A 24808-nucleotide genomic window follows, 5' to 3' on the forward strand; every position below is an offset into this window, starting at 1 on the left:
ACATGGAAAACGACAGCACCGTCGACCGCGCCGCCGCGGTCGAGCAGCTCGCCGCCCTGCGGGACCAGCGCAGCGCGCTGGCCGACCACGCCGTCCAGCCGTGGTGGTACGACGCGTCGCTCGGCCTGCTCGTGGCCGCCTTCGTCAGCAGCTACGCGACCCGCGACCTCCGCTGGGTGGCGCTGGCCCTCGCCGTCCTCGGGGCCGGCGCGCTGGGGCTGGTGCGGGTGTACCGGCGGAGGACGGGCACGTGGGTGAGCGGGCTGCGGCCGGGAGCGACGCAGGCGGCCGTCCGCGCCTGGATGGTGTTCTACGCGGTCGTCCTCGCCGCCGGTGCCGCCGTCGAGTACCTCCTCGAGGTGCGCGGCGCCATGGTGGTCGCCGGGATCGTGATCGGCGTGGGCCTCGCGCTGGTCAGCCGCTGGTGGAGCCGGCTGTACGTCGCCGAGCTGCGGGGCGCGCTGTGACCGCCGGGGACCGGTCCCCGGAGGCGGCGGAGGCGGCGGCTCAGCTGGACGCGCTGCGGGCCGACCGGGCGGCGCTGGCCGACCGGGTCGTGCAGCCGTGGTGGTACGACGTCGCCCTCGGCCTGCTGCTCTTCGGCTTCCTCGCGTCCTACGCCCTCGACTCGCTGTGGATCACCTTCCCGGCGCTGCTCCTCTTCTGCGCCGGCCTCGGCGCCCTGGTGGCGGCCTACCGCCGGATCACCGGGGTCTGGGTGACCACGCCGCCCCGGTTCGCCACGCTGTGGGCGGCGATCGTCCTGGTCGTCCTGGTGCCGGCGTTCGTGCTCGCGGAGGGCTACGACCGGCACTGGGTCATGGTGGTGGCCGGCGCGGTGCTCGGCGTCGCGGCCGGCGTGGCCAGCCGGGTCGTGGGCCGCCGGTGGGCGGCCGAGCTGCGCCGGGGGGACGGGCTGTGACCGCGGTGGCGCCGCACTTCGACGCCGTCATCCACCCACCGCCCCGGCTGCAGGTCTGCGGGCTGCTCGCCGCCGTGGACACCATGGAGTTCGCCACCGTGCGCGACCGGGTCGGCGTGAGCGACTCGGTGCTGTCCAAGCACGTCAAGCAGCTGGAGGAGGCGGGCTACGTGAGGGTCAGCAAGGCCACCGTCGCCGCGCGCCAGCGGACCAGCCTGTCGCTCACGAAGGAGGGCCGGCGGGCGTTCGACGCGCACGTCGCCGAGCTCCGGCGCATCGCCGGTCTGTGAGGGGACCCCGGCCGTCCGCGCGCGGACTCGCCGACGCCGCGTTCGTCCTCGCCGGTGCCGCCCTGGCCGGCTGGCTGCTCGGCCGGGCCGGCGTCCCCTCCGCCGGACTCTTCGGCGGGCTGCTCGCCGGGCTGGTGCGGGGGCTGGCCGGGCGGACGCCGCTCGGCGTGCCCCGGCCCGCGGCCGCGGCGTCGCAGGCCGTCGTCGGCGTCTCGATCGGGGCGCTGGTCGACCCCGAGACCCTGGCCGCGCTGGGTGAGGACTGGCTGCCGGTCGTGCTCGTCACCCTGGCCACGCTGCTGCTCACCGTCGGCGCCGGGCTGCTGCTGCGCCGCCAGCCCGGGATCAGCCCGGTGACCGGGGCGTTCGCGATGATCGCCGGCGGCGCCTCGGGCATCACCGCGATGGCCCGCGACCTCGGCGCCGACGACCGCATGGTGGCCGTCCTGCAGTACCTGCGCGTGGTGCTCATCGTCGTCGCCATGCCGATAGTGGCCACCACGGTCTACGGCGCCGACCCCGCGGCCGGCACCGCCGTCCCGGAGGAGGCCGCCCCCGGCTGGCCGGCTGGCCTGCTGTTCACCGCCGGCTGCGCGGTGGTCGGCGTGCTGCTGGCCCGGCTGGTGCGGCTGCCGGTGCCGGCGCTGCTCGGGCCGCTGCTCGTGGCCGCGGCGGTGGACCTCGGCGGGCTCTCGGGCGGGGCGGACGTGCCCGGCCCGGTGGAGGCGGCCGCGTTCGTGCTCATCGGCCTGCAGGTGGGCCTGCGGTTCACCGTGGCCAGCCTGCGCACGGTCGGCCGGGCCCTGCTGCCGGCGCTGGCCGTCATCGTCGGGCTGGTCCTCGCCTGCGCGGGGCTCGGGCTGGTGCTCTCGGCGGCCACCGGCGTCAGCGAGCTCGACGCCTACCTCGCGACGACGCCGGGCGGCCTCTACGCCGTCCTGGCCACGGCCACCGGCACCGGCGCCGACGCGACGTTCGTGCTCGCCGTGCAGGTGCTGCGGCTGTTCGTGATGCTGCTCGCCGCGCCGCTGATCGCCGCCCGGCTGCGCCGCGGGTCCCCCTGACCGCGGGCGCGGCACGCCTACCCTCGTCCGGGTGAGCCGTGCGCCGAGGGAGGAGACGAGGCTGTCCGACGTGGAGACTGCGCTGGTGGAGGCCGACAGCGACGGGCAGGACGCCGTCCTGCTGTTCGTCGGCGGTCCCCTCGACGGGCGCGTGGAGGTCCGCGCCGCCCGGCACGGCGCCCCGCTGCCCACCGTCACGCACGTGCACCTGCACGGCGGTCCCAAGGTCGTCTCCCGCTACGACCTGCAGCCGCTGCCCGGCGCGGCCGGCGTCTACCACCTGCGCCCGCCGGTCCGGCAGCCCGGGCGCGAGGAGCACCCCGCCGACTGACAGCCGTCACCGGCGGCCGGTGACGGGCGGCACTGCCGCGCCGACCGGCCACGCGCCCACCGTGGTCGCATGCGCGAGACGGTGCTGGTCCTCCACGTCACGGCCGGCACGGCCGGCCTGCTGCTCGGGCCGCTGTGGCTGCTCCTGCGCCTGCGCACCCGGCAGGGGACGGCGACGGCGGCCGCGTACCTGGCCGCCGTCGGGGTCGTGGCCGCCACCGGCTGCGCGCTGGCGCTCACCGCGCCGGGACTCGGGTGGCTGGTCGGCTTCGCTGTGCTCAGCGCGGTCCTCGCCGGCACCGGCGCCGTGGCCCGCCGGCGCGGCTGGCCGCACTGGCCGACGCTGCAGCCGCACCTGCTGGGCGGCTCCTACGTCGCGCTGACCACCGGCCTGCTCGTCGCGCAGACCGGGAGCCCGCTCGCCTGGGTGCTGCCGGCCCTCGTGGGTCAGGTGCCGATCGCGCTGGCCAAGCGCCGGCTGGCCGCCGCCGCTCCCGCCTGAGCCCTCACCAGCCCTGCGTGAGCCGGGCGGCCTCGACCACGCGCTCGAACAGCGCCCGGTCCAGCGCCGCGCCCTCCCGCCGCACCCGCGCCGGGTCGAGGGTGAGCAGCCGGTCCAGCCGCACCTCGCTCGGCCGGCCCCGGCTGTCCCACCCGCCGGTGCCGACGTCCATCCAGCTGCGGCCGTGCCGGGCCTCGTCGGCGGCGTCGCGGTCGTGGTCCTTGCTGGTCAGCATCAGCCCGACCAGGTCCCCGCCCCGGCGCCCGACGACGAGCACGGGACGGTCCTTGCCGCGCCCGTCGCCCTCGTCGTAGGGCACCCAGGCCCAGACCACCTCGCCCGGGTCGGGCCGGCCGTCCGCGCGGGGCCGGTACTCCACGTCGACGGCGCCCGGCGCCTGCGGACGAGCGGCGGTGGTGCGCCGGGCAGCGGGCCGGCGGGCGGCCGGCGCGGTGGCGGCGCGCAGCACCGAGAGGACGGCGTCGACGAGACGGCGCGGGCGGGCCATGGGCGCACGGTACGGATCGGCCGGGCGGCACGCCGTCACAGGAGTCCCGTTCGTCACAGCAGTACCAATTCGGTCCGGTTCTGGTTCCGACAGCCCGAACGCGGGCACCATCGCACCACGGAGCGCAGGGCCGTCGGGTGGCCACCGCGTTCCGGGAGAGGGGGGCTCCCATGACCTCGGCCCAGCCCGTCGTCGCCACCGTCGCGCTGGTGCGCGAGCCGCGCGCCAGCGTCCTCGCCGCTTTCCAGCTGGTCGAGGACGCGAGATACCTCGGCACCGAGCGCAGACCGCGGCGCAACCGGGCCCGCCGCCTGGTGCAGCGCACCGTGGACTCCCGCCGCCTGGCCCGCGACCTCCCCGTCTGACCCCGGGGAGCCCCCGGGCGTCAGGCGACGCAGAACTCAGGCGACGCAGAACTCAGGCGACGCAGAACTCGTTGCCCTCCGGGTCGGCCATCGTCACCCACGTGGACGGGCCCTGGGAGCCGCGCCACAGCTCGGTGGCGCCCATGCCGGTCAGTCGCGCCACCTCGGCCTCGCGCCGCTCGTCGCCCACCCGCAGGTCCAGGTGCACGCGGTTCTTGACCGTCCTGGCCTCCGGCACGGACTGGAAGAGCACGCGCGGGCGGCCCGGGTCCGGCGAGGTGATCGCCGCGCCGACGGCCCACACCAGGCGCCCGCGGTGCGTCGTCGTCTGCGCCTCGGTGGCGTGCCCGGCCTCGACCATGCGCCGGATGAACGCCTCGTCCTGCGCCTCGACCTGCCAGCCGAGCGCCTCGGCCCACCAGTCGGCCAGCACGTGCGGCCCGGCGCAGTCCACGGTCACCTGGAAGTCGGTCGCCATGCCCGCAGCCTGGCAGGACGCACCGACAGGACGGGAGCCCTACAGCTCGAGCGCCAGCTCCGCGCGGATGGTGGCGTCGTCGGGCAGCGGCGACTCCAGCCGGCAGTGGTCGCGGACCATCGTGCCGAAGGGCGGCAGGGCGTCGCGGTCGATGCGGCTGGCCGGGTCCCACAGCCCCGAGCGCATGACCGCCTTGGCGCACTGCAGGTAGGCCCGCTGGACGGTCACCACCATCACCGAGCGCGGCGCCCGGCCGAACTCGGTGAGGTCGAGGTCCAGCGCCTCGGCGGCCAGGAGCTCCGCGGTGCCGAACACCTTGAGCGTCTCCTCGACGCCGGGAACGAAGAACAGCAGCGCCACCCGCGGGTTGACCGCGACCTTGCGCAGGCTGTCGAGCCGGTTGTTGCCCTGCCGGTCAGGCAGCACCAGCCGGTGCTCGTCGAGCACCTTGACGAAGCCCGGGTCACCGCCGCGCGGGGAGATCTCCGGCCAGCCGTCGGCGTCGGCGGTCGACAGCGTGAGGAACGGCGCGAGCCCGATGAAGGCCCGGCAGTGGACGTCGAGGTGGTCGATCTCCTTGTCCACCACCAGCTGCGAGGGCGGGCGGTAGGAGGCGAGGACCGGGTCGGGCTGCACGCTCCGACGGTAGCCCGGAGGGCAGGCTGCCCTACCGTGGCGCCCCGTGGCCGCCACCTGGAGCTCCCCGGTCCGCTTCGTCGAGTGCGACCAGCAGGGCGTCGTCTTCAACGCGCACTACCTGGTGTGGGCCGACGAGGCCTCCACCGTCTGGTGGGCCTCCCTCGGCCTGCCGTGGGACGAGCTGTCGGCGCGGATCGACCCGGTGGTCAAGGCCAGCGCGCTGGAGTGGTCGTCGTCGGCCCGCTGGGGCGACACGGTCACCGTCGACGCCGCGGCCGAGCGGCTGGGGCGCACCAGCGTGACCGTGCGGTTCACCGTGCGTGTGGGCGAGCGCGTGTGCTGCGTCGTCCGGACCACCTACGTCGGCACCTCGGGCGGGGCGTCGGCGCCGTGGCCCGACGACGTCCGTGAGCGGCTCGAGGCGGCGCTCAGCGCGGGCTGAGCGCGTCCCCCGGCGGCAGCAGCGGCAGGTCCGCCGGCGGGCCGTCCTCGAGCAGCCGCCACAGCGCGTCGGTGTCGGCGTGCTCGGCCACCAGGTCGCCCAGGGCGTCGAGGCGCTGCTCGCGGACGGCGGCGAAGGAGGTGCCCGGCGCGGGCGTGAACCGCCGGCCGGTGGCGCGGGCGACCTCGGCGAGGAAGGCCCGGCGGAAGCCGTCGTTCTCCAGCGCGCCGTGCCACGTGGTGCCCCAGACGGAGCCGACCCGCCCGCCGTCGAGGAAGGCCTCGGCGCCGTCGGAGTAGGTGACGACGCCGTGGTGGATCTCGTAGCCGTGCACGGGGTGGCCGAGCGCGGTGCCCGACGGGCGGCCCAGCGTCTTCTCCCGCGCGAACCGGACGTCGGCCGGCAGCAGCCCCAGCCCCTCGACCGTGCCCGCCCGCGACTCGACGTCGTCGGTGATGGTGCGCGCCAGCATCTGGTGCCCGCCGCAGATGCCGAGCACCGGGCGGCCCTCGGCGGCGCGGCGGGCCACCGCCCCGGCGAGCCCGGTCGAGCGCAGCCAGGCGAGGTCGGCCACCGTCGACCGGGTGCCGGGCAGCACCAGCAGGTCGGCGTCGGCGGCCTCCTCGGGGCGGGTGACGAACCGGACGAGGACGCCGGGTTCGGTGGCCAGCGCGTCGACGTCGGTGGAGTTCGACAGCCGGGGCAGCCGGGCGACGGCGACCCGCAGCACCTCCTCGCCGTGCGGCGGGCCGGCCGAGGAGACGCCGGTGGGGATGCCGAGGGAGTCCTCGACGTCGAGCGCGGCGCCGGGCAGCCAGGGCAGGACGCCGAGCGTGGGCCGGCCGGTGAGCGCGGTGAGCTGTTCGAGGCCGGGCCGCAGGAGCCGCACGTCGCCGCGGAACTTGTTCACCAGGAACCCGGCGACCAGCCGCTGGTCGGCCGGCGGCATGAGGGCGACGGTGCCGTAGAGGGCGGGGAACACCCCGCCGCGGTCGATGTCGCCGACGACGACCACCGGCAGCCCCGCGGCGGTGGCCAGGCCCATGTTGGCGATGTCGTCGGCGCGCAGGTTGATCTCGGTGGGGGAGCCGGCCCCCTCGCAGACGACGACGTCGAAGCGGCTGCGCAGGTCGGCCAGGCAGGCCAGCGCCTGCTCCAGCAGCGCCGCCTTCATCGGCCGGTAGGACAGCGCGGTGACGTCGGCGACCGGCCGGCCGAGCACCACGACCTGGCTGGCGTCCTCGCCGCCGGGCTTGAGCAGCACCGGGTTCATCGCGGCCTCGGGCTCGACCCGGGCGGCGGCGGCCTGCATGACCTGCGCGCGGCCGATCTCGGCGCCGTCGGCGGTCACCACCGAGTTGTTGCTCATGTTCTGCGCCTTGAACGGCGCCACCCGCACGCCCTGGCGGGCCAGCCACCGGCAGATGCCGGCCGTGACCACCGACTTGCCGGCGTCCGACGTCGTCCCGGCGACGAGGAGGGCGCCGCTCATGCGGCGGAGCGGGGCGCGCCCCAGCCGGCCTTCTCCTGGCCCGAGAGCTCGGCGATCGCCTCCATGATCCGGTCGGTGACCTCGCGGCGGGCCGGGCCGTTGCGCGCCTTGCCGGCGTGCTCGGGGAAGGTCATCGGCTCGCCGAAGGTGACCGAGAAGCGGTGCGGCCGCGGCCACCGCGCGCCGACGGGCTGGATGCGGTCGGTGCCGACGACGCCGACCGGCACGACGGGGCAGCCGGCGGTGAGCGCCAGCCACGCGACGCCGGTCTTGCCGCGCGCCAGCAGGCCGTCGCGCGACCGGGTGCCCTCGGGGTAGATGCCGAAGCCCTCACCGGCGCGCAGGACACCGAGCGCGGTGTCGAGCGCCTCCTGCGCGGCCCGGGAGGCCTCCCGCTGCACCGGCATGGCGCCGAGCGCCGTGAACAGGTTCCGGGTGGCCCACCCGCCCACCCCGCGGCCGGTGAAGTACTCGTCCTTGGCCAGGTAGCGGACCCGGCGGGGGGACGACAGGGGGATGACCATGCTGTCGATGAACGACAGGTGGTTGCTGGCGATGATGAAGGCCCCGGTGTCCGGGACGTTGTGGCGCCCGCTGACCCGCGGCCGGAACACGATCCGGAACAGCGGCCGCAGCAGGAACCGCGCGAGCAGGTAGATCACGCGTCCGCCCCCTCCCAGGGACCGGGCCCGGCGTCTGCCCGCCGGACCGGACCCCGGGATCCTCCCCCGTGGCCGCCGCCCCCGGGTCAGTGCCCCCCGGACCCGGGCGGGCAGGCGTCGCGCAGGATCGCCCGCACCTCGGCGGAGAGCGGCCGCTGGCCCGACGCGGAGGCGACCAGGTCGACGGCCACCTCGCGCACCTTGCGGTGGGTGTGGCTGGAGATGTGCGCCAGCAGGTCGAAGGCCACCTGCTCGCCGCAGCCGGTGAGGAGCATGAGCACGCCCTTGGCCTGCTCGATGGGGGCCCGGCCGGCCATCGCGGTGCGCAGTTGCGACACCTCGGTCTCCAGCGCGCGGACCCGGTCGTCGGCCGGCCGCGGCGCCTCCACGACCAGGCCCTCGACCGCGGTCACCCGGCCGTCGTCGTCCAGCAGCGGCTCGCCGAGCAGGACGACGGGCACCTCGCCGCCGTCGGCGAGCAGGCGGACCTCCAGGCAGAACCCCTCCGCGCCGGTGACCGCGGCGGAGAGCGCGTCGATGGTGCGCGGCCGGTCGTCGGGGTGCTCGGCGGCGACGAGGACCTCGGTGCAGGGGCCGCGGCCGTCGGCGGCGAGGCCGTAGAGCGAGGACATCTCCGGCGACCACCACCACTCGCCGCTGTGCCGGTCGTAGCGCCACCGCCCGGCCACCCGGGTGCGCCGCGAGGGCAGGGGTGACGGGGCGGGGGGACGGGACAGCGGCGGCGGGGCCGCCACCCGCGGTGCGGCGGGGGTGGGACGCGGGGCCACTCGCGACTGGGTGGACGTCATGACGAGCTCCGGTGGACGCGCTCCGGGCGAGACCCGGGGGAGCGCCGCGTAGCCGGCTGTTCGACCATCCGCGGGGACGCCGGGTGGGACACCCAGCCGCTCAGGACGACACCGACGCTAGTCCCGGTCCCCGGTGGCCGCGACCCGTCCGGCACGGATCGGTCAGACGACCGACACGGGCCGGGCGGGGGAGCGCACCGCCGGACCGCTGCGCAGGGCGGCGTCCACCGAGGCCAGCGCGGCGACCGCGGTGCGCAGATCGGCGGCGGGGAGCGTGAAGGGCAGCCGCAGGTGGTCGTCGAAGGCCGTCCCGGTGCCGAAGGCGCGGCCCTCGGCGAGCACCAGCCCGAGCGGCGCGGCGGCGGCGGCCAGCGCGGCCGAGCTGCTGCCCCGGGGCAGGCCGCACCACACCGACAGGCCGCCGCGCGGACGCGGGGCGGTCCACTCCGGCAGCCGCTGGGCGATCTCGGCGAGCAGCACGTCGCGCCGCTCGCGCAGCAGCGCCCGCCGGCCCTCGAGCACGGCGTCGAGGTCCCGCACGAGGACGGCGGCGGCCAGTTGGTCGAGCAGCCCGACGGAGAGCTGGCGCCGGCCCAGCGCGGTGCCGAGGGAGGCGGCCAGCGCGGCGTCGGTCCGCAGCCAGCCGACCCGCAGCCCGCCCCACACGGCCTTCGACAGCCCGCCGACGGTGACCGTCGCCGCGTCGGGCAACCCGGCGGCGTAGGGCGGCAGCGGCCCGTCGTCGAGGTACAGCTCGGCGGTGACCTCGTCGACGACGGTCAGCACGCCCTGCTGCCACAGGGTGGCGGCCAGGCGGCGGCGCCCGGTCGTGGACAGCCGGGCGCCGCTGGGGTTGGAGAAGTCGGGCATCAGGAACGCCATCCGGGGACTGCTCTGCCGGACCGCGATGTGCGCGCCGCCGACCAGCGCGTCGGGGTCCGCGGCGTCCACGGCGACGGGCACGCAGCGGGCGCCGGCCGCCCCGACCAGGGCCACCGCCCCCGGGTAGGTGGGGTGCTCGACCAGCACGCGGTCGCCGGGCTGCAGGAGCGTCTCGAGCACCAGCGCGGTGGCGTCGCCGGTGCCGGCGGTGACGACGACCTGCTCGGGGTCGGTGGGCAGGCCGCGGGTGGTGTAGCGGTCGGCGATCGCCGCGCGCAGCTCCGGGAGCCCGCCGGGCGCGTAGCCGTGGCCGGCGCACACCGCGGGCAGCCGCTCCAGCGCCTCGCGGTAGGCCGGCAGTAGCTGCGGCGCGGCCTCGGGCGCGGCGTGCGCCAGCTCGAGGATCGTGGGGTCGGTGCTCGGGGCACCCCACACCGGCTCGGCCGTGGGCGCCTCGACGACGGTCCCGGCGCCGTGCCGGGTGCTGGCGTGGCCCTCCTCGCGCAGCAGCCGGTAGGCCGAGGCGACGGTCACGCGGCTGACGGCGAGGGCGGCGGCGAGGTCCCGCTCGGCCGGCAGTCGGGTGCCCGGGGGGAGCTGCCCGAGGGCGGCCAGCTCGCGGACGCGGCGGGCGAGCGCGGCGTACCGCGGGCCCGGCAGGTCACCGAGTGGCCCGACCAGGCCGGCCAGTTCCGCGGCGGTGGACTGGTCCGGCGCCGGTGGCATGCAGGCCACCATGCCGGATTGGACCGCTTCCGTCCAGGCCCGATGGTGCCACCGTCTCTCCCATGACTCCTGGTGCCGTCCTCGTCCTGCTCCTGCTGCTGGCCACGGCCGGGCTGGCGGTGGCCACGCTCGTGGTCGCCGTCCGCGGTGGCCGCGGCCCGGCCGACCCGCCGGCCAGCCACCTCCGGGTCGACCCGTCCGGCTTCCCGGTGCTGCCCGCGCCGCGCGGCGCCCTGCACCGGCGCGGCCCGCGGACCCGCTCGCCTCAGCGGGCGCGGGCCAGCCTGGCCACTCCGGCCAGGGCCGCGGCGGCCAGCCACACCGCGCGCGAGAGCCGCACCGCGCGGGCGACGTCGCTGCTGTCCGGGGCCCGGCCGTCGCCGAGCACCGGCCGGTCCTCGACCCTGCTGCCGTAGACGTTGCGCCCGCCCAGCCGCAGCCCGAGGGCGCCGGCCGCTGCCGCCTCGCAGCGGCCGGCGTTGGGGCTCGGGTGGGCGGCGCCGTCGCGGCGCCAGATCCGCAGCGCCCCGACCGCCGACCCGCCGGCCAACGGCGCGCAGGCCACGGTCAGCGCCGCGGTGAGCCGGGCGGGCAGCCAGTTGGCGGCGTCGTCGGTGCGCGCGGCGGCCCAGCCGAAGCGGGCGTACCGCGCCGAGCGGTGGCCGACCATCGCGTCGAGGGTGTTCACCGCGCGGTAGCCGAGCAGGCCGGGCAGCCCGGCCAGCGCGCCCCACACCAGCGGGGCGACGGCGGCGTCGGACGTGTTCTCCGCGACCGACTCCACGGTGGCCCGGGCCAGCTCCCCGGCGTCCAGCGACGACGGGTCCCGCCCCGCGAGGGCGGGCAGCAGCGCGCGGGCTCCGGGGAGGTCGCCGGCGTCCAGGGCCCCGGCCATCGCCGTCGCCGCACGGCCGAGCGAGGTGCCGCCGAGCACCGCCCAGGTGGCGGTCGCGACGGCGAGGGTCCGCAGCCCCGGCCGGTCGCGGGTGGCGCGGTCCGCCGCCGCCCCCAGCCCGGCCGCGCCCGCCACGAGGACCGCCGCGTACCCGGCGCCGGCCGCGCGGGCGTCCCGCCAGACCCGCCGCTCCAGCGCCGCGGCGGCCGTGCCGAACCCGGCGACCGGGTGGCGGCGGCGCGGGTCGGCCAGCGCCAGGTCGGCGGCGGCGCCGAGCGCGAGCCCGAGGGCGGTCGGGACGTCTCTCCGGCTCGGCACGCGCCCATCCTGCCGAGCGCGCTTCCTAGGATCGCGGCCATGCGTCTGCCCGGCCGTTACGACGGCGTCGCCCGGCCGATCGTCACCTACGGCAGCGACCCGGTCCTGCACCGCGCGTGCACCCCGGTCACCGAGTTCGACGAGCGGCTGCGCCGGCTGGTGCTCGACATGTTCGCCTCGATGCGCGAGGCCGACGGCGTGGGCCTGGCGGCCAACCAGATCGGCGTCGACGCGCGGGTGTTCGTCATCGACTGTCCCGACGCCGCCGGCGAGGACGTCGTCGGGTACGTGGTCAACCCGCGGCTGACGCTCCTGCCGCCGGTCGACGGCGAGCCGGCCGAGGAGGTCACCGAGGAGGGCTGCCTGTCGGTGCCCGGCCCCTACGCCGACCTGGCCCGCGCCTTCCGCGCCCGCGTCGACGGCGTCGACGTGAAGGGCGAACCGGTGACGATCGAGGCCACCGGCATGGCGGCGCGCTGCCTGCAGCACGAGGTGGACCACCTCGACGGCGTCGTCTACGTGGACCGGCTGCCGGAGGAGCAGCGGGAGGAGTTGCTGGCCGAGGCCGCCGGGCCCGAGGGCGAGCTGCCGGCATGAGTGGGACGGTCGAGGCGCCCGCCGGGCCGATCGTCGTCGTGGGGATCGGCGCGGACGGCTGGGAGGGGCTGGCGCCCACCTCGCGCGCGGAGGTCGAGCGGGCCGAGGTGCTGCTCGGCAGTGCCCGGCAGCTGGACCTGGTGCCGGCCGAGGTGCCCGCCGAGCGGCTGCCGTGGCCCTCGCCGCTCACCGAGGCGCTGCCCGGGCTGGTCGAGGAGCACGCCGGGCGCGCGCTGGTGGTGCTGGCCAGCGGCGACCCGATGCTGTCGGGCATCGGCACCACGCTGACCCGGCTGCTCGGCGCCGACCGCGTGCGGGTGCTGCCGGCGCCGTCGTCGGTGTCGCTGGCCTGCGCGCGGCTGGGCTGGGCGGTCGAGGACACCGAGGTGGTCACCCTCGTCGGCCGGCCGATCGAGCTGCTGCACCCGCACGTGCAGCCCGGCCGCCGGCTGCTGGTGCTCGGCTCCGACGGCGAGACGCCGGCCCAGGTGGCCGCGCTGCTGGCCGGCCGCGGCTACGGGCAGAGCCTGGTCACCGTGCTGGGCGGGCTCGGCGGCCCCGACGAGGAGGTGCGCACCGGCACCGCGGCCACCTGGTCGCAGCCGGCGCCCGCGCTCGTGGTCACCGCCGTCGAGTGCCGGGCCGACCGCGGCACGATGCCGCTGCCCACCACCCCCGGTCTGCCCGACGGCGCCTACGAGTCCGACGGGCAGCTGACCAAGTCCGAGGTCCGGGCGGTGACCCTCGCCCGCCTGGCCGCCGTCCCGGGGCAGCTGCTGTGGGACGTCGGGGCCGGCGCCGGGTCGATCGGCATCGAGTGGATGCGCGCGCACCCGACCTGCCGCGCGGTGGCGGTGGAGGCCTCCGCCGAGCGGGCCGAGCGGATCGCCCGCAACGCCGCGCGCCTCGGCGTCCCCTACCTGCGCGTGGTGCACGGGCACGCGCCGGACGTGCTCTCGCGGCTCGGCGCGCCCGACGCGGTGTTCATCGGCGGCGGGCTCACCACGCCCCTGCTCGTCGAGTCCTGCTGGGACGCCCTGCCGGTGGGCGGCCGACTGGTGGCCAACGCCGTCACGGTGGAGAGCGAGGCGGTGCTCGCCCAGTGGCACGCGAAGGTCGGCGGCGAGCTGGTGCGGATCGAGGTCTCCCGCGCCGAGCCGGTCGGGTCGTTCACCGGCTGGAAGCCCGCGATGCCCGTGACCATCTGGTCGGTGACGCGGTGGTGAGCGTGCACCTCCGCGGACCTGCACGGTGCATCTCCGCGGATGTGCACGGGAGGCTCCTCCCGTGACCGTGCACTTCATCGGGGCCGGGCCGGGGGCGGCGGACCTGGTCACGCTGCGGGCGGCGCGGGTCATCGCGAGCGCCCCGGTCTGCCTCTACGCCGGCGCGCTGGTGCCCCGCGAGCTGCTCGACACCGCCCCGCCCGGCGCCCGGCTGGTCGACACCGCCGACCTCGACCTCGACGCGATCACCGCCGAGCTCGTCGCCGCGCACGAGGCCGGTCTCGACGTCGCCCGGCTGCACTCCGGCGACCCCAGCGTCTACAGCGCCATGGCCGAGCAGATGCGCCGCCTCGACGCCGCCGGCGTGCCCTACGACGTCGTCCCGGGGGTGCCGGCCTTCGCCGCCGCGGCCGCGTCGCTCAAGCGCGAGCTGACCGTGCCCGGCGTCGGGCAGACCGTCGTCCTCACCCGCACGTCGGCCCGCTCGACGCCGATGCCGCCGGGGGAGGAGCTGGCCGCCTACGCCGCCACCGGCGCCACGCTGGTGCTGCACCTGGCCGTGCAGCGGATGGCCGAGCTGGCGCCGCAGCTGGCCGAGCACTACGGCCCCGACGGCGCGGTCGCCGTCGTCGCCCGGGCCAGCCGCGACGACGAGCTGGTGCTGCGCGGCACGCTCGCCGACATCGCCGGCCAGGTCGAGGCGGCGGGCGTGAAGCGGACGGCGATCGTGGTCGTGGGCCCGGTGCTGACCGCGGAGCAGTTCCCCGACAGCCACCTCTACTCGACGACGAGATGCCGCTAGGCGCGGCCGACCACCACGCCGGCCCGGTCGATCACCACGACGTCGACCGCCACCGGCGCTCCGCGCAGCACGCCGAGCGCCGTCTCGCGGGCGCCGGCGGCCACGAGGTCGCCCAGCGGCAGCCCGGCCGCCTGGCACTGCCGCAGCGCGTCGAGGGCGGTGTTCGCGCCCCGCACGCCCTCGACCAGCCCCGGTGGCCCGCCGGCACCGGCCACCCGGGCGGCGAGGGAGTCGAAGGACACCTGCGAGCGGCCCGAGTGCAGGTCGAGGTGGCCGTCGGCGAGCTTCGCCAGCTTGCCGATGCCGCCGGCGACCGTCAGCCGCGGCACCGGGTGGCGGCGCAGGTACTTGAGCACCGCGCCGGCGAAGTCGCCCATGTCGAGCAGCGCGTCCTCGGGCAGGCCGTAGAGCTCCTGCACCGTCCGCTCGCTGGTCGACCCGGTGCACCCGGCCACGTGCTCGTGCCCGGCGGCCCGGGCGACGTCGATGCCGCGGCGGATCGAGTCGATCCACGACGAGCACGAGTACGGGACGACGACGCCGGTCGTGCCGAGCACCGACAGCCCGCCGAGGATGCCCAGCCGCGGGTTCCAGGTCCTGCGCGCCAGCTCCGCGCCGTCCTCGATGGACACCTCGACGACGACGTCACCGGTGCCGCCGTGCCGACGCGCCACCGCGGCCACGTGCTCGCGCATGAACTGCCGCGGCATCGGGTTGATCGCCGGCTCGCCCACCGCGAGCGGCAGCCCGGGCTTGGTCACCGTGCCCACACCCTCGCCGGCCCGGAACACGACGCCGCTGCCCGGCTCGCCGTGCGTCACCCGCACGCCGACCAGCGCGCCGTGGGTGACGTCGGGGTCGTCGCCGGCGTCCTTGACGATCCCGGCCCACGCGGCGCCGTCGGCCAGCGACTCCTGGGCGAGCGCGAAGGACGGGTGCCGGTCGTTGGGGAGGTCGATGGTCACGGGGTCGGGGAACTCGCCGGTGAGCAGCGCGGTGTAGGCCGCGGTGGTGGCCGCCGTCGCGCACGCGCCGGTGGTCCAGCCGTGCCGCAGCCCGGAGGCGCCGTCCCTGCTCACGGCCCCATGATCCCCGGCAGGTGCGTCCCGAGCGGACAGGGGCGTGAGCATCGCAGCGAGGAACGAGCGAGGAGCGGAGCGCCCCGCGGGAGCGAGGTCGAGGGACCGTGAGCGGTCGGGTGCTCGTGCTCGGCGGCACCGGGGAGGCCCGGCGGCTGGCCGCGGCGCTCGTGGCCGCGGGGATCGACGTCCTCTCCAGCCTCGCCGGGCGGGTGGCCGACCCGGTGCTGCCCGAGGGCGACGTGCGGGTCGGCGGGTTCGGGGGCGCCGACGGGCTGGCCGACTGGCTGGCCACGCACCGGCCGCGCGCCGTCGTCGACGCGACGCATCCCTTCGCCGCCCGGATCACCGCGTCGGCCGCGGCGGCGGCCGCCCGGCACGGCACGCCGCTGCTGCGGCTGCAGCGGCCGGGCTGGACGCCGGGGCCGGGGGACCGCTGGACGTACGTGGGCTCCCTGACCGACGCCGCGGCGGCGGTGCGCGACGCCGGCACGGTCTTCCTCACCACCGGCCGGCAGGGTGTGGGCGCCTTCGCCGCGCTGCCGGGACGGGTGCTCGTGCGCGCGGTCGACCCGCCCGACGAGCCGCTGCCCGCGGGCGCGGTGCTGCTGCTGGCCCGCGGCCCGTTCACCGTGGACGAGGAGGCCGCGCTCATGCGGGAGCACGGCGTCGACGTCGTCGTCACCAAGGACTCCGGCGGCTCCATGACCGAGGCCAAGCTGGTCGCCGCCCGGCAGCTGGGGCTGCCGGTGGTGCTCGTCCGCCGCCCGCCGCTGCCCGACGGAGTGGAGGTGGTGACGACGGTCGAGGAGGCCCTGCACTGGATAACCCGTTGAGACGGGGCGGTGCCGGAACGGACACTGGCTCCTCGTGGAACCGATGACCGAGCAGCAGGTGCGGCGCTCCTTCGTGAACTGCTCGAAGGGCGAGGCGAACTCCGCCGCCCTCCCGCGCGACCTCGCCGACCTCCCGTGGGACGAGCTCGAGGTGCTCGGCTGGCGCGACCCGAAGGCGCCGCTGCGCGGCTACCTCGTCGTGCAGCGGGAGGGGCGGCCGGTGGGCATCGCGCTGCGGGCCGCGGAGTCGCGGATGTCGGCGAGGCGGACGGTCATGTGCCTGCTGTGCCAGTCCACGCACTCCGGTGACGCCGTCTCGCTGTTCACCGCGAAGCGGGCGGGGGAGGCCGGACGCAACGGCAACACCGTGGGCACCTACGTGTGCGCCGACCTCGGCTGCGCCGCCCGGGCGCGCACCGAGATCCCGCCGTGGCTGCGCGAGCGCGACCCGGCCGAGGTGGGCGAGGAACGGGCCGCCGAGCTGCGACAGCGGGTGGAGACCTTCCTGGAGGCCGTCCTGCGCTGACCGGCGGTAACGCGGTCGACCGCCCCGGCCGCCCGGTGTCACCATGCCGGGCGTGGAGGCGATCCCGTCGTGGCCGGCGTTCCTGGTCGCCGTCGTGCTGATCGCGGCGTCCCCGGGACCGGCGATGGCGCTGCTCCTGCGCCGCGCCGCGCTGGGCGGCTTCCGCGCCGCCGTCCCCACGGTCCTGGGCCTGGAGCTGGGGCTCTACGTCTGGGCGCTGCTGGCCGCGGCCGGCCTCGCCGGGCTGGTCGCCGCGTCCGAGGCGGCGTTCTGGGTCCTGCGCGTGGTCGGTGCGGGCGTGCTGTGCTGGCTCGGGGTCCGGGCGCTGCGGGCGGCCTGGCGCGAGCGGCGCGCCGGGCGGACAGCGGCGGGCACCGTGCCGACGTCCCGGCGGGGCGGGTGGGCCGGCTTCGGCGAGGGGCTGGTCGTGCAGCTGGCCAACCCCAAGGCCGCGGTGTTCATGGTGGCCTTCTACCCGCAGTTCGTGCCGGCCGACCGGCCGCTGTTCACCACCACCGCGGTGCTGGCGCTCGCGCAGGTGGCGCTGGAGACCGTGCTCTACCTGTCGCTGGCGGCCGGGGTGGCGCGCGCCGGTGACTGGTTCCGCCGTCCGCGGGTGCGGACGTGGCTGGAGGGGGTCAGCGGCACGGTCCTCGTCGGGCTGGGCCTGCGGGTCGCGGTCTCCGGCCGCTGACCCGTTCCGCGACGGCGCCCGCGGCGGGAGGATCGCCGCCATGGCCGAGGACCCCGCGCACCGACACCACGCCATCGACTACGTGGAGCTGACGGTGACCGACCTCGCGGAGGCCGAGCGCTTCTACGGCGAGGCGTTCGGCTGGCGGTTCACCTCCTACGGGCCGGAGTACTCCGGCATCCGCGACCCGCGCGACGACGGCGGGGAGGTGGGCGGCCTGCGGCGCGGCGAGCAGGTGCGCCCCGGAGGCCCGCTGGTGCTGCTGTTCTCCGCCGACCTGGACGCGTCCGTGGCCGCGGTGCGGCAGGCGGGCGGCCGCGTCGTCGAGGAGCCGTACGCCTTCCCCGGCGGGCGCCGCTTCCACTTCGCCGACCCGTCGGGGAACGAGCTCGGCGTCTGGTCGGAGCAGTGACCGCCGCACGTCCGCGGTGAGGGGCCCGTCGTGCGCCGCGCGCCCGCCGTGGTGGCGCTCGCCGTCGTCGACCTCGCCCTGCTGACGGCCTGTACCGGCTCGCCGGACCCGGCGGGGCCGGAGGCCGTCAGCATCTCGATCGGGGAGCCGGCCGCTCCGCTCGTGCCCGGGGACACGACGGAGGACGCCGGCGGGCAGGTGGTCGGTGCGCTCTGGACCGGGCTGGTCGAGTACGCCCCCGACGGCGGGGTCCGGTACACCGGCGTCGCGGAGTCGGTCGAGTCCCCCGACAACACGACGTGGACCATCCGGCTGCGCGACGGCTGGACCTTCCACGACGGCTCGCCGGTGACCGCGTCGTCCTACGTCGACGCCTGGAACGCCACCGCGTACGGCCCGAACGGGATGAGCGGCTCCTCTGCGCTCGCCGACGTCGTCGGCTACAGCGACCTGCAGGCCGCCGACGGCGCCGGGCCCGCCGCCACCCGGATGAGCGGGCTGCGCGTCCTCGACGACCTGACCTCCACCGTGACGCTCACCGCGCCCTTCGCCCAGTTCCCGGCCACCCTCGGGCAGGGCGTGCTGCTGCCCCTCCCGGAGGCCTACGCCCACGACCCCGAGGGCTTCGGCCGCCGGCCGGTCGGCAACGGCCCGTTCCGGGCGGACGAGGACCTCGTCCCCGGCGAGGGCATCACGGTGCGGCGGTACGAGGACTACGCCGGTCCACGGCCGGCCATGGTGGACGCGATCGAGTTCCGGGTCTACGCCGACGAGGACACCGCGTACACCGAGCTCCTGGCGGGGGACCTCGACGTCCTCCCGGGTGCTTCGCCGGACGTGGTCGGGGAGGCGGAGCGCGACGCCGCCGGCCGGGTCGTGGACAGCCCGTCGGCGTCCCTCACCTACCTGGTCCTGCCGCTCTACGACGAGCGCTGGGCCGATCCGCGGGTCCGCCAGGCGCTCTCGATGGCCGTGGACCGCGCGGCGATCACCGAGACGGTCCTCGAGGGCACCCGGAGGCCGGCGGACGCCCTGGTCGCACCGGGGACGCCGGGGTACCGGGAGGGCGCCTGCGGGTACTGCGTCCTGGACGTGGAGCGGGCGAACGCGCTCCTCGACGGGGCGGGCTTCGACCGCGGCCGGCCGGTGGAGCTGTGGTTCAACGCCGGCTCGGGCAACGAGGCGTGGGTGGAGGCGGTCGGCAACCAGCTGCGGGCGAACCTCGGCGTCGACTTCGTCCTCCAGGGGACCCTGGCCCCCGCGGAGTACATCGGGCTCGTGGGCGAGCAGGGGATGACGGGGCCCTTCCGGTTCGGCTGGGCGGCGGACTACCCCAGCCCGCGGAGCTTCCTGGAGCCGCTGTACTCGAGCAGGGCGCGGCCGCCGGCGGGGGCGAACGCGAGCTGGTACGGCAACGAGGCCGTCGACGCGCTGCTGGCCCGCGCCAACGCGGCGCCCACCGACGAGGAGGCCCTGGTCGGCTACGCCCTGGCCGAGGACCTGGTGCTCGAGGACATGCCGGTCGTCCCGCTGTTCGTCGACGTCGTCCAGACCGTCCACTCCGACGACGTCGAGGGCGTCGTCGTCGAGCCCTACGGCGGCGTGGACACCGCGGCGCTCACCCGGGCGGGATGACAGGCTGACCTCCCGCAGTGCCCGAGCGAGGGGGTCGGATGCCGAGTCGTCCCGGTCTGGTCCTGTTCGACCTCGACGGCACGCTGGTCGACTCGACACCGGGCATCTGGGCGTCGGTGCGCGTCGCCGCGGCCGGCCTCGGGCTGCCCGAGCCGACGCCGGCGCAGCTGCGCGCCATGGTCGGCCCGCCGCTGCAGGACGGCTTCGCCACGGTGTTCGGCCTGACCGGCGACGACGTCGACCGCGCGGTGGACGCCTACCGCGCGCACTACTCCTCCGGCGCGCTGCTCGACGTCGCCGTGTACGACGGCGTGCCCCAGCTGCTGCGGGCCCTCCGCGACGGCGGTGCCGTGCTCAGCGTGGCCACCAGCAAGCCGCAGGTGTTCGCCGTCCGCGTGCTCGGGCACGTGGGCCTGCTGCGGGCCTTCGCCAGCGTGCACGGCGCCAGCCTCGACGGCACCGTGCGGCACAAGGACCAGGTGGTCGCCGCCGCGCTGACCGCGCACCCGGGCACCCGCGCGGTGGCGCTGGTCGGCGACCGGGAGCACGACGTCCTCGGCGCCGCGGCGCACGGTCTGCCGTGCGTCGGCGCGGGGTGGGGACCGGGCGGCGCCGGCGAGCTGACCGCGGCCGGTGCCGCCGTCGTCGTCGCGACGCCGGGGGAGGTGCCCGGGGCGCTGGCCGCGCTGGAGGGGTAGCGCGGCGCCGTCCGGGCAAGGAACCGGGAGTGACCGCGCCCGTTTCGCTGACCGATGCCCTCCAGGAGCTGCGCGATGCGGTCGCCGCGGCTCCCCTCGGCCTGGCCACCCCCGGACGGGACGCCACCGTGCGCACCGCCCGCGCGGTCGTCGACCAGGTCGACGACTACCTGCTGCCGCGGCTGCGCGACCTCGACGCCCCTCTGCTCGCCGTCGTCGGCGGGTCGACCGGCGCGGGCAAGTCGACGCTGGTCAACAGCGTGATCGGCGCGCGGGTCACCACGCCCGGCGTGCTGCGGCCGACCACCCGCGCGCCGGTGCTGGTGTGCTCGCCGGCCGACCTGCCGGCGTTCTCCGGCGACCGCGTGCTGCCGGGGATGGCCCGCACCACCGGTGAGGGGGACGTGGTGGGCGGGCTGCGGCTGGTGCCCACGGAGGCGCTGCAGCCGGGGCTGGCGCTCATCGACGCCCCCGACGTCGACTCGGTGGTCGAGGCCAACCGCGACCTCGCCGGGCAGCTGCTGTCGGCGGCGGACCTGTGGGTCTTCGTCACGACGGCGGCCCGCTACGCCGACGCCGTCCCGTGGGACCTGCTGCGGACGGCGCAGGAGCGGGGGACGGCGCTGGCCGTCGTGCTGGACCGGACGCCGCCGGAGGCGGTGACCGAGGTGGCCGCCGACCTCGCCGCGATGCTGCAGCGCGGCGGCCTGGGGTCGGCGCGGCTGTTCGTCGTCGAGGAGCGGCCGCTCAGCGACGGGTTCCTGCCCGAGGCGCAGGTCGCCCAGCTGCGCGACTGGCTGCACGGGCTGGCCGCCGACCAGGAGCAGCGCGCCGCCGTCGTCCGGCAGACGCTGGCCGGGGCGCTGGAGAGCCTCGACGGGCGGGTGGCCGCGGTCGCGGCCGGCGTCGAGGAGCAGGCGGCCACCGCGACCGCCCTGGGCGACGCCGCCGACGCCGCCTACGAGGGCGCGCGGCAGGCGGTCGCGGAGGGCGTGGGCAACGGCAGCCTGCTGCGCGGTGAGGTGATGGCCCGCTGGCAGGACTTCGTGGGCACCGGCGAGTGGATGCGCTCGCTGCAGAGCCGGGTGGGCCGGCTGCGTGACCGGCTCGGGGCGGCGCTGACCGGGCGGCCGTCGTCGGCGGACTCGCTGCACGGGGCGCTGGAGTCGGGCGTGGAGACGCTGCTGCGGTCCGAGGCCGAGCGGGCCGCCGACCGCACGGTGACCGCGTGGCGCTCGCTGCCCGGCGGCGGGGCGCTGGTCGCCGGCCGGGAGGAGGAGCTCGGGACGGTGTCGCCGGACTTCTCGCCCGTGGCCGCCGACGAGGTGCGCGACTGGCAGGGGTTCGTGCTCGACCTGGTGCGCGAGCAGGGCGCGGGCAAGCGCTCCCAGGCGCGGCTGCTGTCGTGGGGGATCAACGGGGCCGGCGCCGTGGTGATGGTCGCCGTCTTCGCCTCGACGGCGGGGCTGTCGGGCGCCGAGCTGGCCATCGCCGGCGGGACGACGGCGGTGGGGCAGCGGGTGCTCGAGGCGGTGTTCGGCGACGCCGCGGTGCGCTCGCTCGCCGAGCGGGCGCGCGCCGACCTCGACGCCCGCGCCGACCGGCTGCTGGCCGCCGAGCAGGACCGCTTCGACGAGCTGCTCGCCGTCGCCGCGGAGGCGCCGGACGCGGTGGACCGGCTGCACGCGGCCGTGGCCGCGCTGGCCGCGGCCCGGAGCGCGGCGTGAGGGCGCGGGAGCTGTCGCTGGCCGACCGGCTGGCGGCGCTGCGCGAGGCGATCGGGGTGGCCGAGGGGCGGCTGGAGGTCCCCGAGGTGGGGGCCGCGCGCTCGCTGCTGGCCAAGGCCGGTGCCCGCGAGGCGCTGGGCGACGCGACCGTCGTCGCGCTGGCGGGGGCCACCGGCAGCGGCAAGTCCACGCTGTTCAACGCGCTGTCCGGCGCCGAGGTGAGCACCCCGGGCGTGCGCCGGCCGACGACCGGCGTCGCGCACGCGACCGTCTGGGGGGAGGACGGCGCCGACCGGCTGCTCGACTGGCTGGAGGTGCCCCGGCGGCACCGGGTGGCCGACGCCGACCCCGCGCTGGACGGGCTCGTGCTGCTCGACCTGCCCGACCACGACAGCGTGCGGCTGGAGAACCGGCTGGAGGTCGACCGGCTGGTGCAGCTGGTCGACGTCCTGGTGTGGGTGCTCGACCCGCAGAAGTACGCCGACGACGCCGTGCACACCCGCTACCTGGCGCCGCTGGCCGGGCACTCCGGCGTGCTGCTGGTGGTGCTCAACCAGGTCGACCGGCTCGACGAGGCCGCCGTGGTGGCCTGCCTGGCCGACCTGCGCCGACTGCTCGACGAGGAGGGGCTGGCCGGCACGCCGGTGCTGCCCACCGCGGCCCGCACGGGGCTCGGCGTGGCGGAGCTGCGCGCGGAGCTGGCCCGGCGGGTGGGCGCGCGGAAGGCCGCCACCGACCGGCTCACCGCCGACGCCCGCGCCGCCGCCGGGGCGCTGGCCGCCCACTGCGCGTCCGACGCCGGCCGGCACCGCGGGCCGGACCGGGCGGCGCGCGAGGAGCTCGCCGGCGCGCTCGCCGACGCGGCCGGGGTGCCGGCCGTGGTCGGGGCCGTCGAGCGCTCGGCCCGCCGGAACGGCAACGCGCACACCGGGTGGCCGGTGCTGCGGTGGACGTCGAAGCTGCGCGCCGACCCGCTGGACCGGCTGCACCTGGGCGACGAGCGCTCGCGGACCTCGCTGCCGCAAGCGGGGGCCGTGCAGCGGGCCGGGATGGACGCCGCGCTGCGCCGGGCCCGCGACGAGGCCGGGCGCGGGCTGCCGGAGGCGTGGCGCGACGAGCTGCGGCGCACGTCCGAGGACACCGAGGAGCGGCTGCCCGACCGGCTCGACCGCGCCGTCGCCGGGACCGACCTCGGCCCGGACCGCACGCCGCTGTGGCAGCGCGCCGTCGGCGGCCTGCAGTGGCTGCTCGCGCTGACCGCGCTGGTCGGGGCGTTGTGGCTGCTCGCCCTGGTGGGGCTGGGGCTGCTGCAGCTCGACGACGTCGTCCCACTGCCGCGGGTGGAGGGGATCCCGCTGCCCACGCTGCTGCTGGTGGGCGGGTTGCTGGCCGGGTTGCTGCTGGCCCTGCTGTGTCGGCCGCTGGTGGCGATGGGGGCCAGACGCCGGGCGCGGACGGCGCGGCGCCGGCTCACCGCGCGGGTGGCTGAGGTCGCCGACTCCGACGTGCTCGCGCCCCTGTCCGAGGCACGCGCCGACCACGACCGGTACTGCGCCGCGGTGGGTCGCGCACGATCCTGATGTGTGGCACCTGCCCTCGTCTGGGCAGGTCAACGACATGACCGAGACCGCGTCGCCCCGTGCCCTCGCCCTGATCTGCAGCCTCAAGCCGTCCCCGGCGCCGTCGTCCAGCGAGCTCCTGGCGAGCCAGGTCCTCGCGGCGCTCGGTGAGCAGGGGTTCACCTCCGAGGTCGTCCGCGTCGTGGACCACGACGTCAAGCCCGGCGTGGAGGCGGACATGGGGGAGGGCGACGCGTGGCCGGGCATCCGCGAGAAGCTCATGGCCGCCGACGTCCTCGTCGTCTCGACGCCGACCTGGGTCGGGCACATGAGCAGCGTCGCGCAGCGGGTGCTCGAGCGGCTGGACGGCGAGCTGTCCGAGACCGACGGCTCCGGCCGGCCGCTGGTGACCGGCAAGGTCGCGGTGGTGTGCGTGGTCGGCAACGAGGACGGCGCGCACAAGATCAGCGCCGACCTCTTCCAGGGCCTCAACGACATCGGCTTCACCATCCCGGCGCAGGGCGTCACCTACTGGAACGACGAGGCGATGGGCGGCCGCGACTACAAGGACCTCGAGGAGACCCCCGAGGCGGTCGCGTCCACGACGAGGACGCTGGCCGAGAACGCGGCGCACCTGGCCCGGACGCTGAGGGCGCAGCCCTACCCGGGCCGATAGCCGGGCCCGGGTCCCCACGGGTCAGAAGGGCGGCGGGTCGTCGTCCGGGTCCTCCGGCTCGGCCGGTGGTGGGTCGGGTGTCGGCGGTGGTGGCCGCATGCCCGGGGGGCGGGTCGTGCGGGTGATGCCCGAGGGCGTCGTGACGGTGAGGACCCCGTCGGGGCTCATGCGGAAGCCCCAGCCGCGGGCGAAGGTCTTCAGCCGGTGGTGGCTGCGGCACAGGCAGCAGAGGTTGGCGCAGTCGGTGACCCCGCCGTGCGCGTGGGGCACGACGTGGTCGGCGTCGGCCCACCCGACCCGCTGGCCGCAGGTGGGGAAGCGGCAGGTGCGGTCGCGGGTGCGCACGAACCGGTGCTGCGCGGTCGACGGCTCGTAGCGGTCGACCTGTTCGGGCCGGTCGAGGACCGCGCACCCGCAGTCGGCGCCGGAGTGCTCGGGGCAGCCGCGGCGGGCCAGGCGGCGCAGCTGGTCGAGCGTGCTGGTGGCCCGCAGCGTGCCGTCCTCGTCGGCCAGCGCGAGGGTCACCGACCCGCCCTCGGGCGTGCGCACACCGAGCGCGTCGAGCTGTTCGAGCAACTCCCGGAGCTGGGCCGCGGTGATCGGCAGGCCGTTGACCTCGCCCGCCTCGTCCGAGCGGCCGGCCAGGGACGCCAGCGTGGCGATGATCTGCAGGTGCGCCGTCACCGGCGGCCGGCTCTCGTCCCACGGGCGCTGCAGCAGGTCGGCGAACACCGCGGTGCGGAGCTCCCCGATCGGGCGGCCGTCGCCGTCGGCCTTCAGCATCCGCGCCAGCTCGTCGACCAGCGCATGACATGCCGCGGCGACGTCGGCGGGCAGATCGGCGGCGATCGTGGCCATGCCCTCCTGAGGCGAGGGATAGATCCGCACGTCGGACCGCCGCCTGGCCTGCGCCCGCCGCCGGTCGGCCGCCTCGGCGTCCAGCTCGAGCAGGAGTTCCAGGACGCGCTTCTTCAGCTTGCCGCCGTTCAGCTGCGAGGCCTCGGGCAGAACCCTGCT

At 77.2% G+C, this 24808-nt stretch carries 30 protein-coding genes; 20 read left to right on the top strand and 10 right to left on the bottom strand.

The genetic code is table 11. The features are described from left to right. Positions 1–2: 2 nt before the first annotated feature. The 6 genes from FN207_RS23435 to FN207_RS23460 all read left to right on the top strand — a co-directional run bounded on the left by FN207_RS23435 (position 3) and on the right by FN207_RS23460 (position 3108). Entirely contained in the window at positions 3–467 is a 465-nt protein-coding gene (locus FN207_RS23435; protein WP_142460859.1) for a hypothetical protein, read from the top strand. Then, entirely contained in the window at positions 464–922 is a 459-nt protein-coding gene (locus FN207_RS23440; protein WP_142460860.1) for a hypothetical protein, read from the top strand. Before FN207_RS23435 ends, FN207_RS23440 begins: the two co-directional genes overlap by 4 nt. After that, a complete protein-coding gene (locus FN207_RS23445; protein WP_142460861.1) occupies positions 919–1212 on the top strand; it encodes a transcriptional regulator in 294 nt (97 codons plus the stop codon). The genes FN207_RS23440 and FN207_RS23445 overlap by 4 nt, the downstream gene beginning before the upstream one ends. Next, a complete protein-coding gene (locus tag FN207_RS23450; RefSeq protein ID WP_142460862.1) occupies positions 1209–2276 on the top strand; it encodes an AbrB family transcriptional regulator in 1068 nt (355 codons plus the stop codon). The genes FN207_RS23445 and FN207_RS23450 overlap by 4 nt, the downstream gene beginning before the upstream one ends. Before the next feature lie 70 nt (positions 2277–2346). Next, positions 2347–2607, top strand: a complete 261-nt coding sequence (locus FN207_RS23455; protein ID WP_246066312.1) for a hypothetical protein — start codon at positions 2347–2349, stop codon at positions 2605–2607. A 69-nt stretch (positions 2608–2676) separates the two neighbouring features. Then, the gene (locus tag FN207_RS23460) at positions 2677–3108 is read left to right on the top strand and encodes a hypothetical protein (RefSeq protein WP_142460863.1); all 432 of its coding nucleotides are present in this window, start codon (positions 2677–2679) and stop codon (positions 3106–3108) included. Positions 3109–3112: 4 nt separating this feature from the next. On the opposite strand, the gene FN207_RS23465 is transcribed toward FN207_RS23460, so the two are convergent. Then, the gene (locus FN207_RS23465; protein WP_142460864.1) at positions 3113–3616 is read right to left on the bottom strand and encodes a type II toxin-antitoxin system PemK/MazF family toxin; all 504 of its coding nucleotides are present in this window, start codon (positions 3614–3616) and stop codon (positions 3113–3115) included. Positions 3617–3786: 170 nt separating this feature from the next. Here FN207_RS23465 and FN207_RS23470 point away from each other — a divergent pair, with 170 nt between their 5' ends. Next, the gene (locus tag FN207_RS23470) at positions 3787–3981 is read left to right on the top strand and encodes a hypothetical protein (RefSeq protein ID WP_142460865.1); all 195 of its coding nucleotides are present in this window, start codon (positions 3787–3789) and stop codon (positions 3979–3981) included. A 52-nt stretch (positions 3982–4033) separates the two neighbouring features. Here the strand turns inward: FN207_RS23470 and FN207_RS23475 are convergent, their stop codons facing one another. Both FN207_RS23475 and FN207_RS23480 read right to left on the bottom strand, forming a co-directional pair. Continuing rightward, entirely contained in the window at positions 4034–4459 is a 426-nt protein-coding gene (locus FN207_RS23475) for a VOC family protein (RefSeq protein WP_142460866.1), read from the bottom strand. Positions 4460–4498: 39 nt separating this feature from the next. Beyond that, positions 4499–5095, bottom strand: coding sequence for an MSMEG_1061 family FMN-dependent PPOX-type flavoprotein (locus tag FN207_RS23480; RefSeq protein WP_142460867.1), 597 nt, complete (start codon positions 5093–5095; stop codon positions 4499–4501). A gap of 46 nt (positions 5096–5141) precedes the next feature. Here FN207_RS23480 and FN207_RS23485 point away from each other — a divergent pair, with 46 nt between their 5' ends. Then, complete coding sequence (locus tag FN207_RS23485; protein ID WP_110908381.1) at positions 5142–5540, top strand: acyl-CoA thioesterase; 399 nt, start codon at positions 5142–5144, stop codon at positions 5538–5540. Here FN207_RS23485 and FN207_RS23490 read toward each other — a convergent pair. The 5 genes from FN207_RS23490 to FN207_RS23510 all read right to left on the bottom strand — a co-directional run bounded on the left by FN207_RS23490 (position 5527) and on the right by FN207_RS23510 (position 11324). Continuing rightward, positions 5527–7032: a cobyric acid synthase gene (locus tag FN207_RS23490; RefSeq protein WP_142460868.1), complete on the bottom strand. Its 1506-nt coding sequence runs from the start codon at positions 7030–7032 to the stop codon at positions 5527–5529. The genes FN207_RS23485 and FN207_RS23490 overlap by 14 nt on opposite strands. Continuing rightward, positions 7029–7694 carry a lysophospholipid acyltransferase family protein gene (locus FN207_RS23495; protein WP_142460869.1) on the bottom strand — a complete coding sequence of 222 codons (666 nt, stop codon included), beginning with the start codon at positions 7692–7694 and terminating at the stop codon, positions 7029–7031. The genes FN207_RS23490 and FN207_RS23495 overlap by 4 nt, the downstream gene beginning before the upstream one ends. An 86-nt stretch (positions 7695–7780) precedes the next feature. After that, a complete protein-coding gene (locus tag FN207_RS23500; protein WP_142460870.1) occupies positions 7781–8503 on the bottom strand; it encodes a GAF and ANTAR domain-containing protein in 723 nt (240 codons plus the stop codon). A gap of 162 nt (positions 8504–8665) precedes the next feature. Next, positions 8666–10111, bottom strand: a complete 1446-nt coding sequence (gene yczR, locus FN207_RS23505) for a MocR-like transcription factor YczR (protein ID WP_142460871.1) — start codon at positions 10109–10111, stop codon at positions 8666–8668. Between the two features lie 265 nt (positions 10112–10376). Then, entirely contained in the window at positions 10377–11324 is a 948-nt protein-coding gene (locus FN207_RS23510) for a cobalamin biosynthesis protein (RefSeq protein WP_142460872.1), read from the bottom strand. A gap of 39 nt (positions 11325–11363) precedes the next feature. Here FN207_RS23510 and def point away from each other — a divergent pair, with 39 nt between their 5' ends. The 3 genes from def (at position 11364) to cobM (ending at position 13949) form a co-directional block, all read left to right on the top strand. Then, positions 11364–11921: a peptide deformylase gene (def, locus tag FN207_RS23515; protein ID WP_142460873.1), complete on the top strand. Its 558-nt coding sequence runs from the start codon at positions 11364–11366 to the stop codon at positions 11919–11921. Next, a complete protein-coding gene (cbiE, locus tag FN207_RS23520) occupies positions 11918–13147 on the top strand; it encodes a precorrin-6y C5,15-methyltransferase (decarboxylating) subunit CbiE (RefSeq protein WP_142460874.1) in 1230 nt (409 codons plus the stop codon). The genes def and cbiE overlap by 4 nt, the downstream gene beginning before the upstream one ends. Before the next feature lie 61 nt (positions 13148–13208). After that, positions 13209–13949, top strand: coding sequence for a precorrin-4 C(11)-methyltransferase (gene cobM / locus FN207_RS23525; RefSeq protein WP_142460875.1), 741 nt, complete (start codon positions 13209–13211; stop codon positions 13947–13949). On the opposite strand, the gene FN207_RS23530 is transcribed toward cobM, so the two are convergent. Continuing rightward, entirely contained in the window at positions 13946–15028 is a 1083-nt protein-coding gene (locus tag FN207_RS23530; RefSeq protein ID WP_246066313.1) for a cobalt-precorrin-5B (C(1))-methyltransferase, read from the bottom strand. The two genes, cobM and FN207_RS23530, sit on opposite strands and share 4 nt — an antisense overlap. 107 nt (positions 15029–15135) lie before the next feature. On the opposite strand from FN207_RS23530, the gene FN207_RS23535 reads away from it, so the two are divergent. The 9 genes from FN207_RS23535 to FN207_RS23575 are packed head-to-tail and all read left to right on the top strand — an operon-like array spanning position 15136 to position 23791. Then, positions 15136–15864: a cobalt-precorrin-6A reductase gene (locus FN207_RS23535; protein ID WP_142460877.1), complete on the top strand. Its 729-nt coding sequence runs from the start codon at positions 15136–15138 to the stop codon at positions 15862–15864. Positions 15865–15907: 43 nt separating this feature from the next. Next, a complete protein-coding gene (locus FN207_RS23540; RefSeq protein WP_246066315.1) occupies positions 15908–16390 on the top strand; it encodes an FBP domain-containing protein in 483 nt (160 codons plus the stop codon). Positions 16391–16442: 52 nt separating this feature from the next. Then, positions 16443–17084 carry a LysE family translocator gene (locus tag FN207_RS23545; protein ID WP_221888373.1) on the top strand — a complete coding sequence of 214 codons (642 nt, stop codon included), beginning with the start codon at positions 16443–16445 and terminating at the stop codon, positions 17082–17084. A gap of 40 nt (positions 17085–17124) precedes the next feature. Then, positions 17125–17496, top strand: a complete 372-nt coding sequence (locus FN207_RS23550; RefSeq protein WP_142460880.1) for a VOC family protein — start codon at positions 17125–17127, stop codon at positions 17494–17496. 30 nt (positions 17497–17526) lie between these two features. Next, the gene (locus FN207_RS23555) at positions 17527–19131 is read left to right on the top strand and encodes a peptide ABC transporter substrate-binding protein (protein ID WP_142460881.1); all 1605 of its coding nucleotides are present in this window, start codon (positions 17527–17529) and stop codon (positions 19129–19131) included. A gap of 38 nt (positions 19132–19169) precedes the next feature. Beyond that, complete coding sequence (locus tag FN207_RS23560) at positions 19170–19829, top strand: HAD hydrolase-like protein (protein ID WP_142460882.1); 660 nt, start codon at positions 19170–19172, stop codon at positions 19827–19829. 29 nt (positions 19830–19858) lie between these two features. Beyond that, positions 19859–21556, top strand: coding sequence for a P-loop NTPase family protein (locus tag FN207_RS23565; RefSeq protein ID WP_142460883.1), 1698 nt, complete (start codon positions 19859–19861; stop codon positions 21554–21556). Continuing rightward, on the top strand, positions 21553–23136 hold the full coding sequence (locus FN207_RS23570) for a YfjP family GTPase (RefSeq protein WP_142460884.1): 1584 nt from the start codon (positions 21553–21555) through the stop codon (positions 23134–23136). Before FN207_RS23565 ends, FN207_RS23570 begins: the two co-directional genes overlap by 4 nt. A gap of 37 nt (positions 23137–23173) precedes the next feature. Further along, positions 23174–23791 carry a flavodoxin family protein gene (locus FN207_RS23575; RefSeq protein ID WP_142460885.1) on the top strand — a complete coding sequence of 206 codons (618 nt, stop codon included), beginning with the start codon at positions 23174–23176 and terminating at the stop codon, positions 23789–23791. A 21-nt stretch (positions 23792–23812) separates the two neighbouring features. On the opposite strand, the gene FN207_RS23580 is transcribed toward FN207_RS23575, so the two are convergent. After that, on the bottom strand, positions 23813–24808 hold a 996-nt coding region (locus FN207_RS23580), incomplete at its 5' end, for an HNH endonuclease signature motif containing protein (protein ID WP_142460886.1).

Origin of the sequence: Geodermatophilus aquaeductus (assembly GCF_900182545.1) — a bacterium.
GTDB classification, from domain to species: Bacteria; Actinomycetota; Actinomycetes; order Mycobacteriales; family Geodermatophilaceae; genus Geodermatophilus; species Geodermatophilus aquaeductus.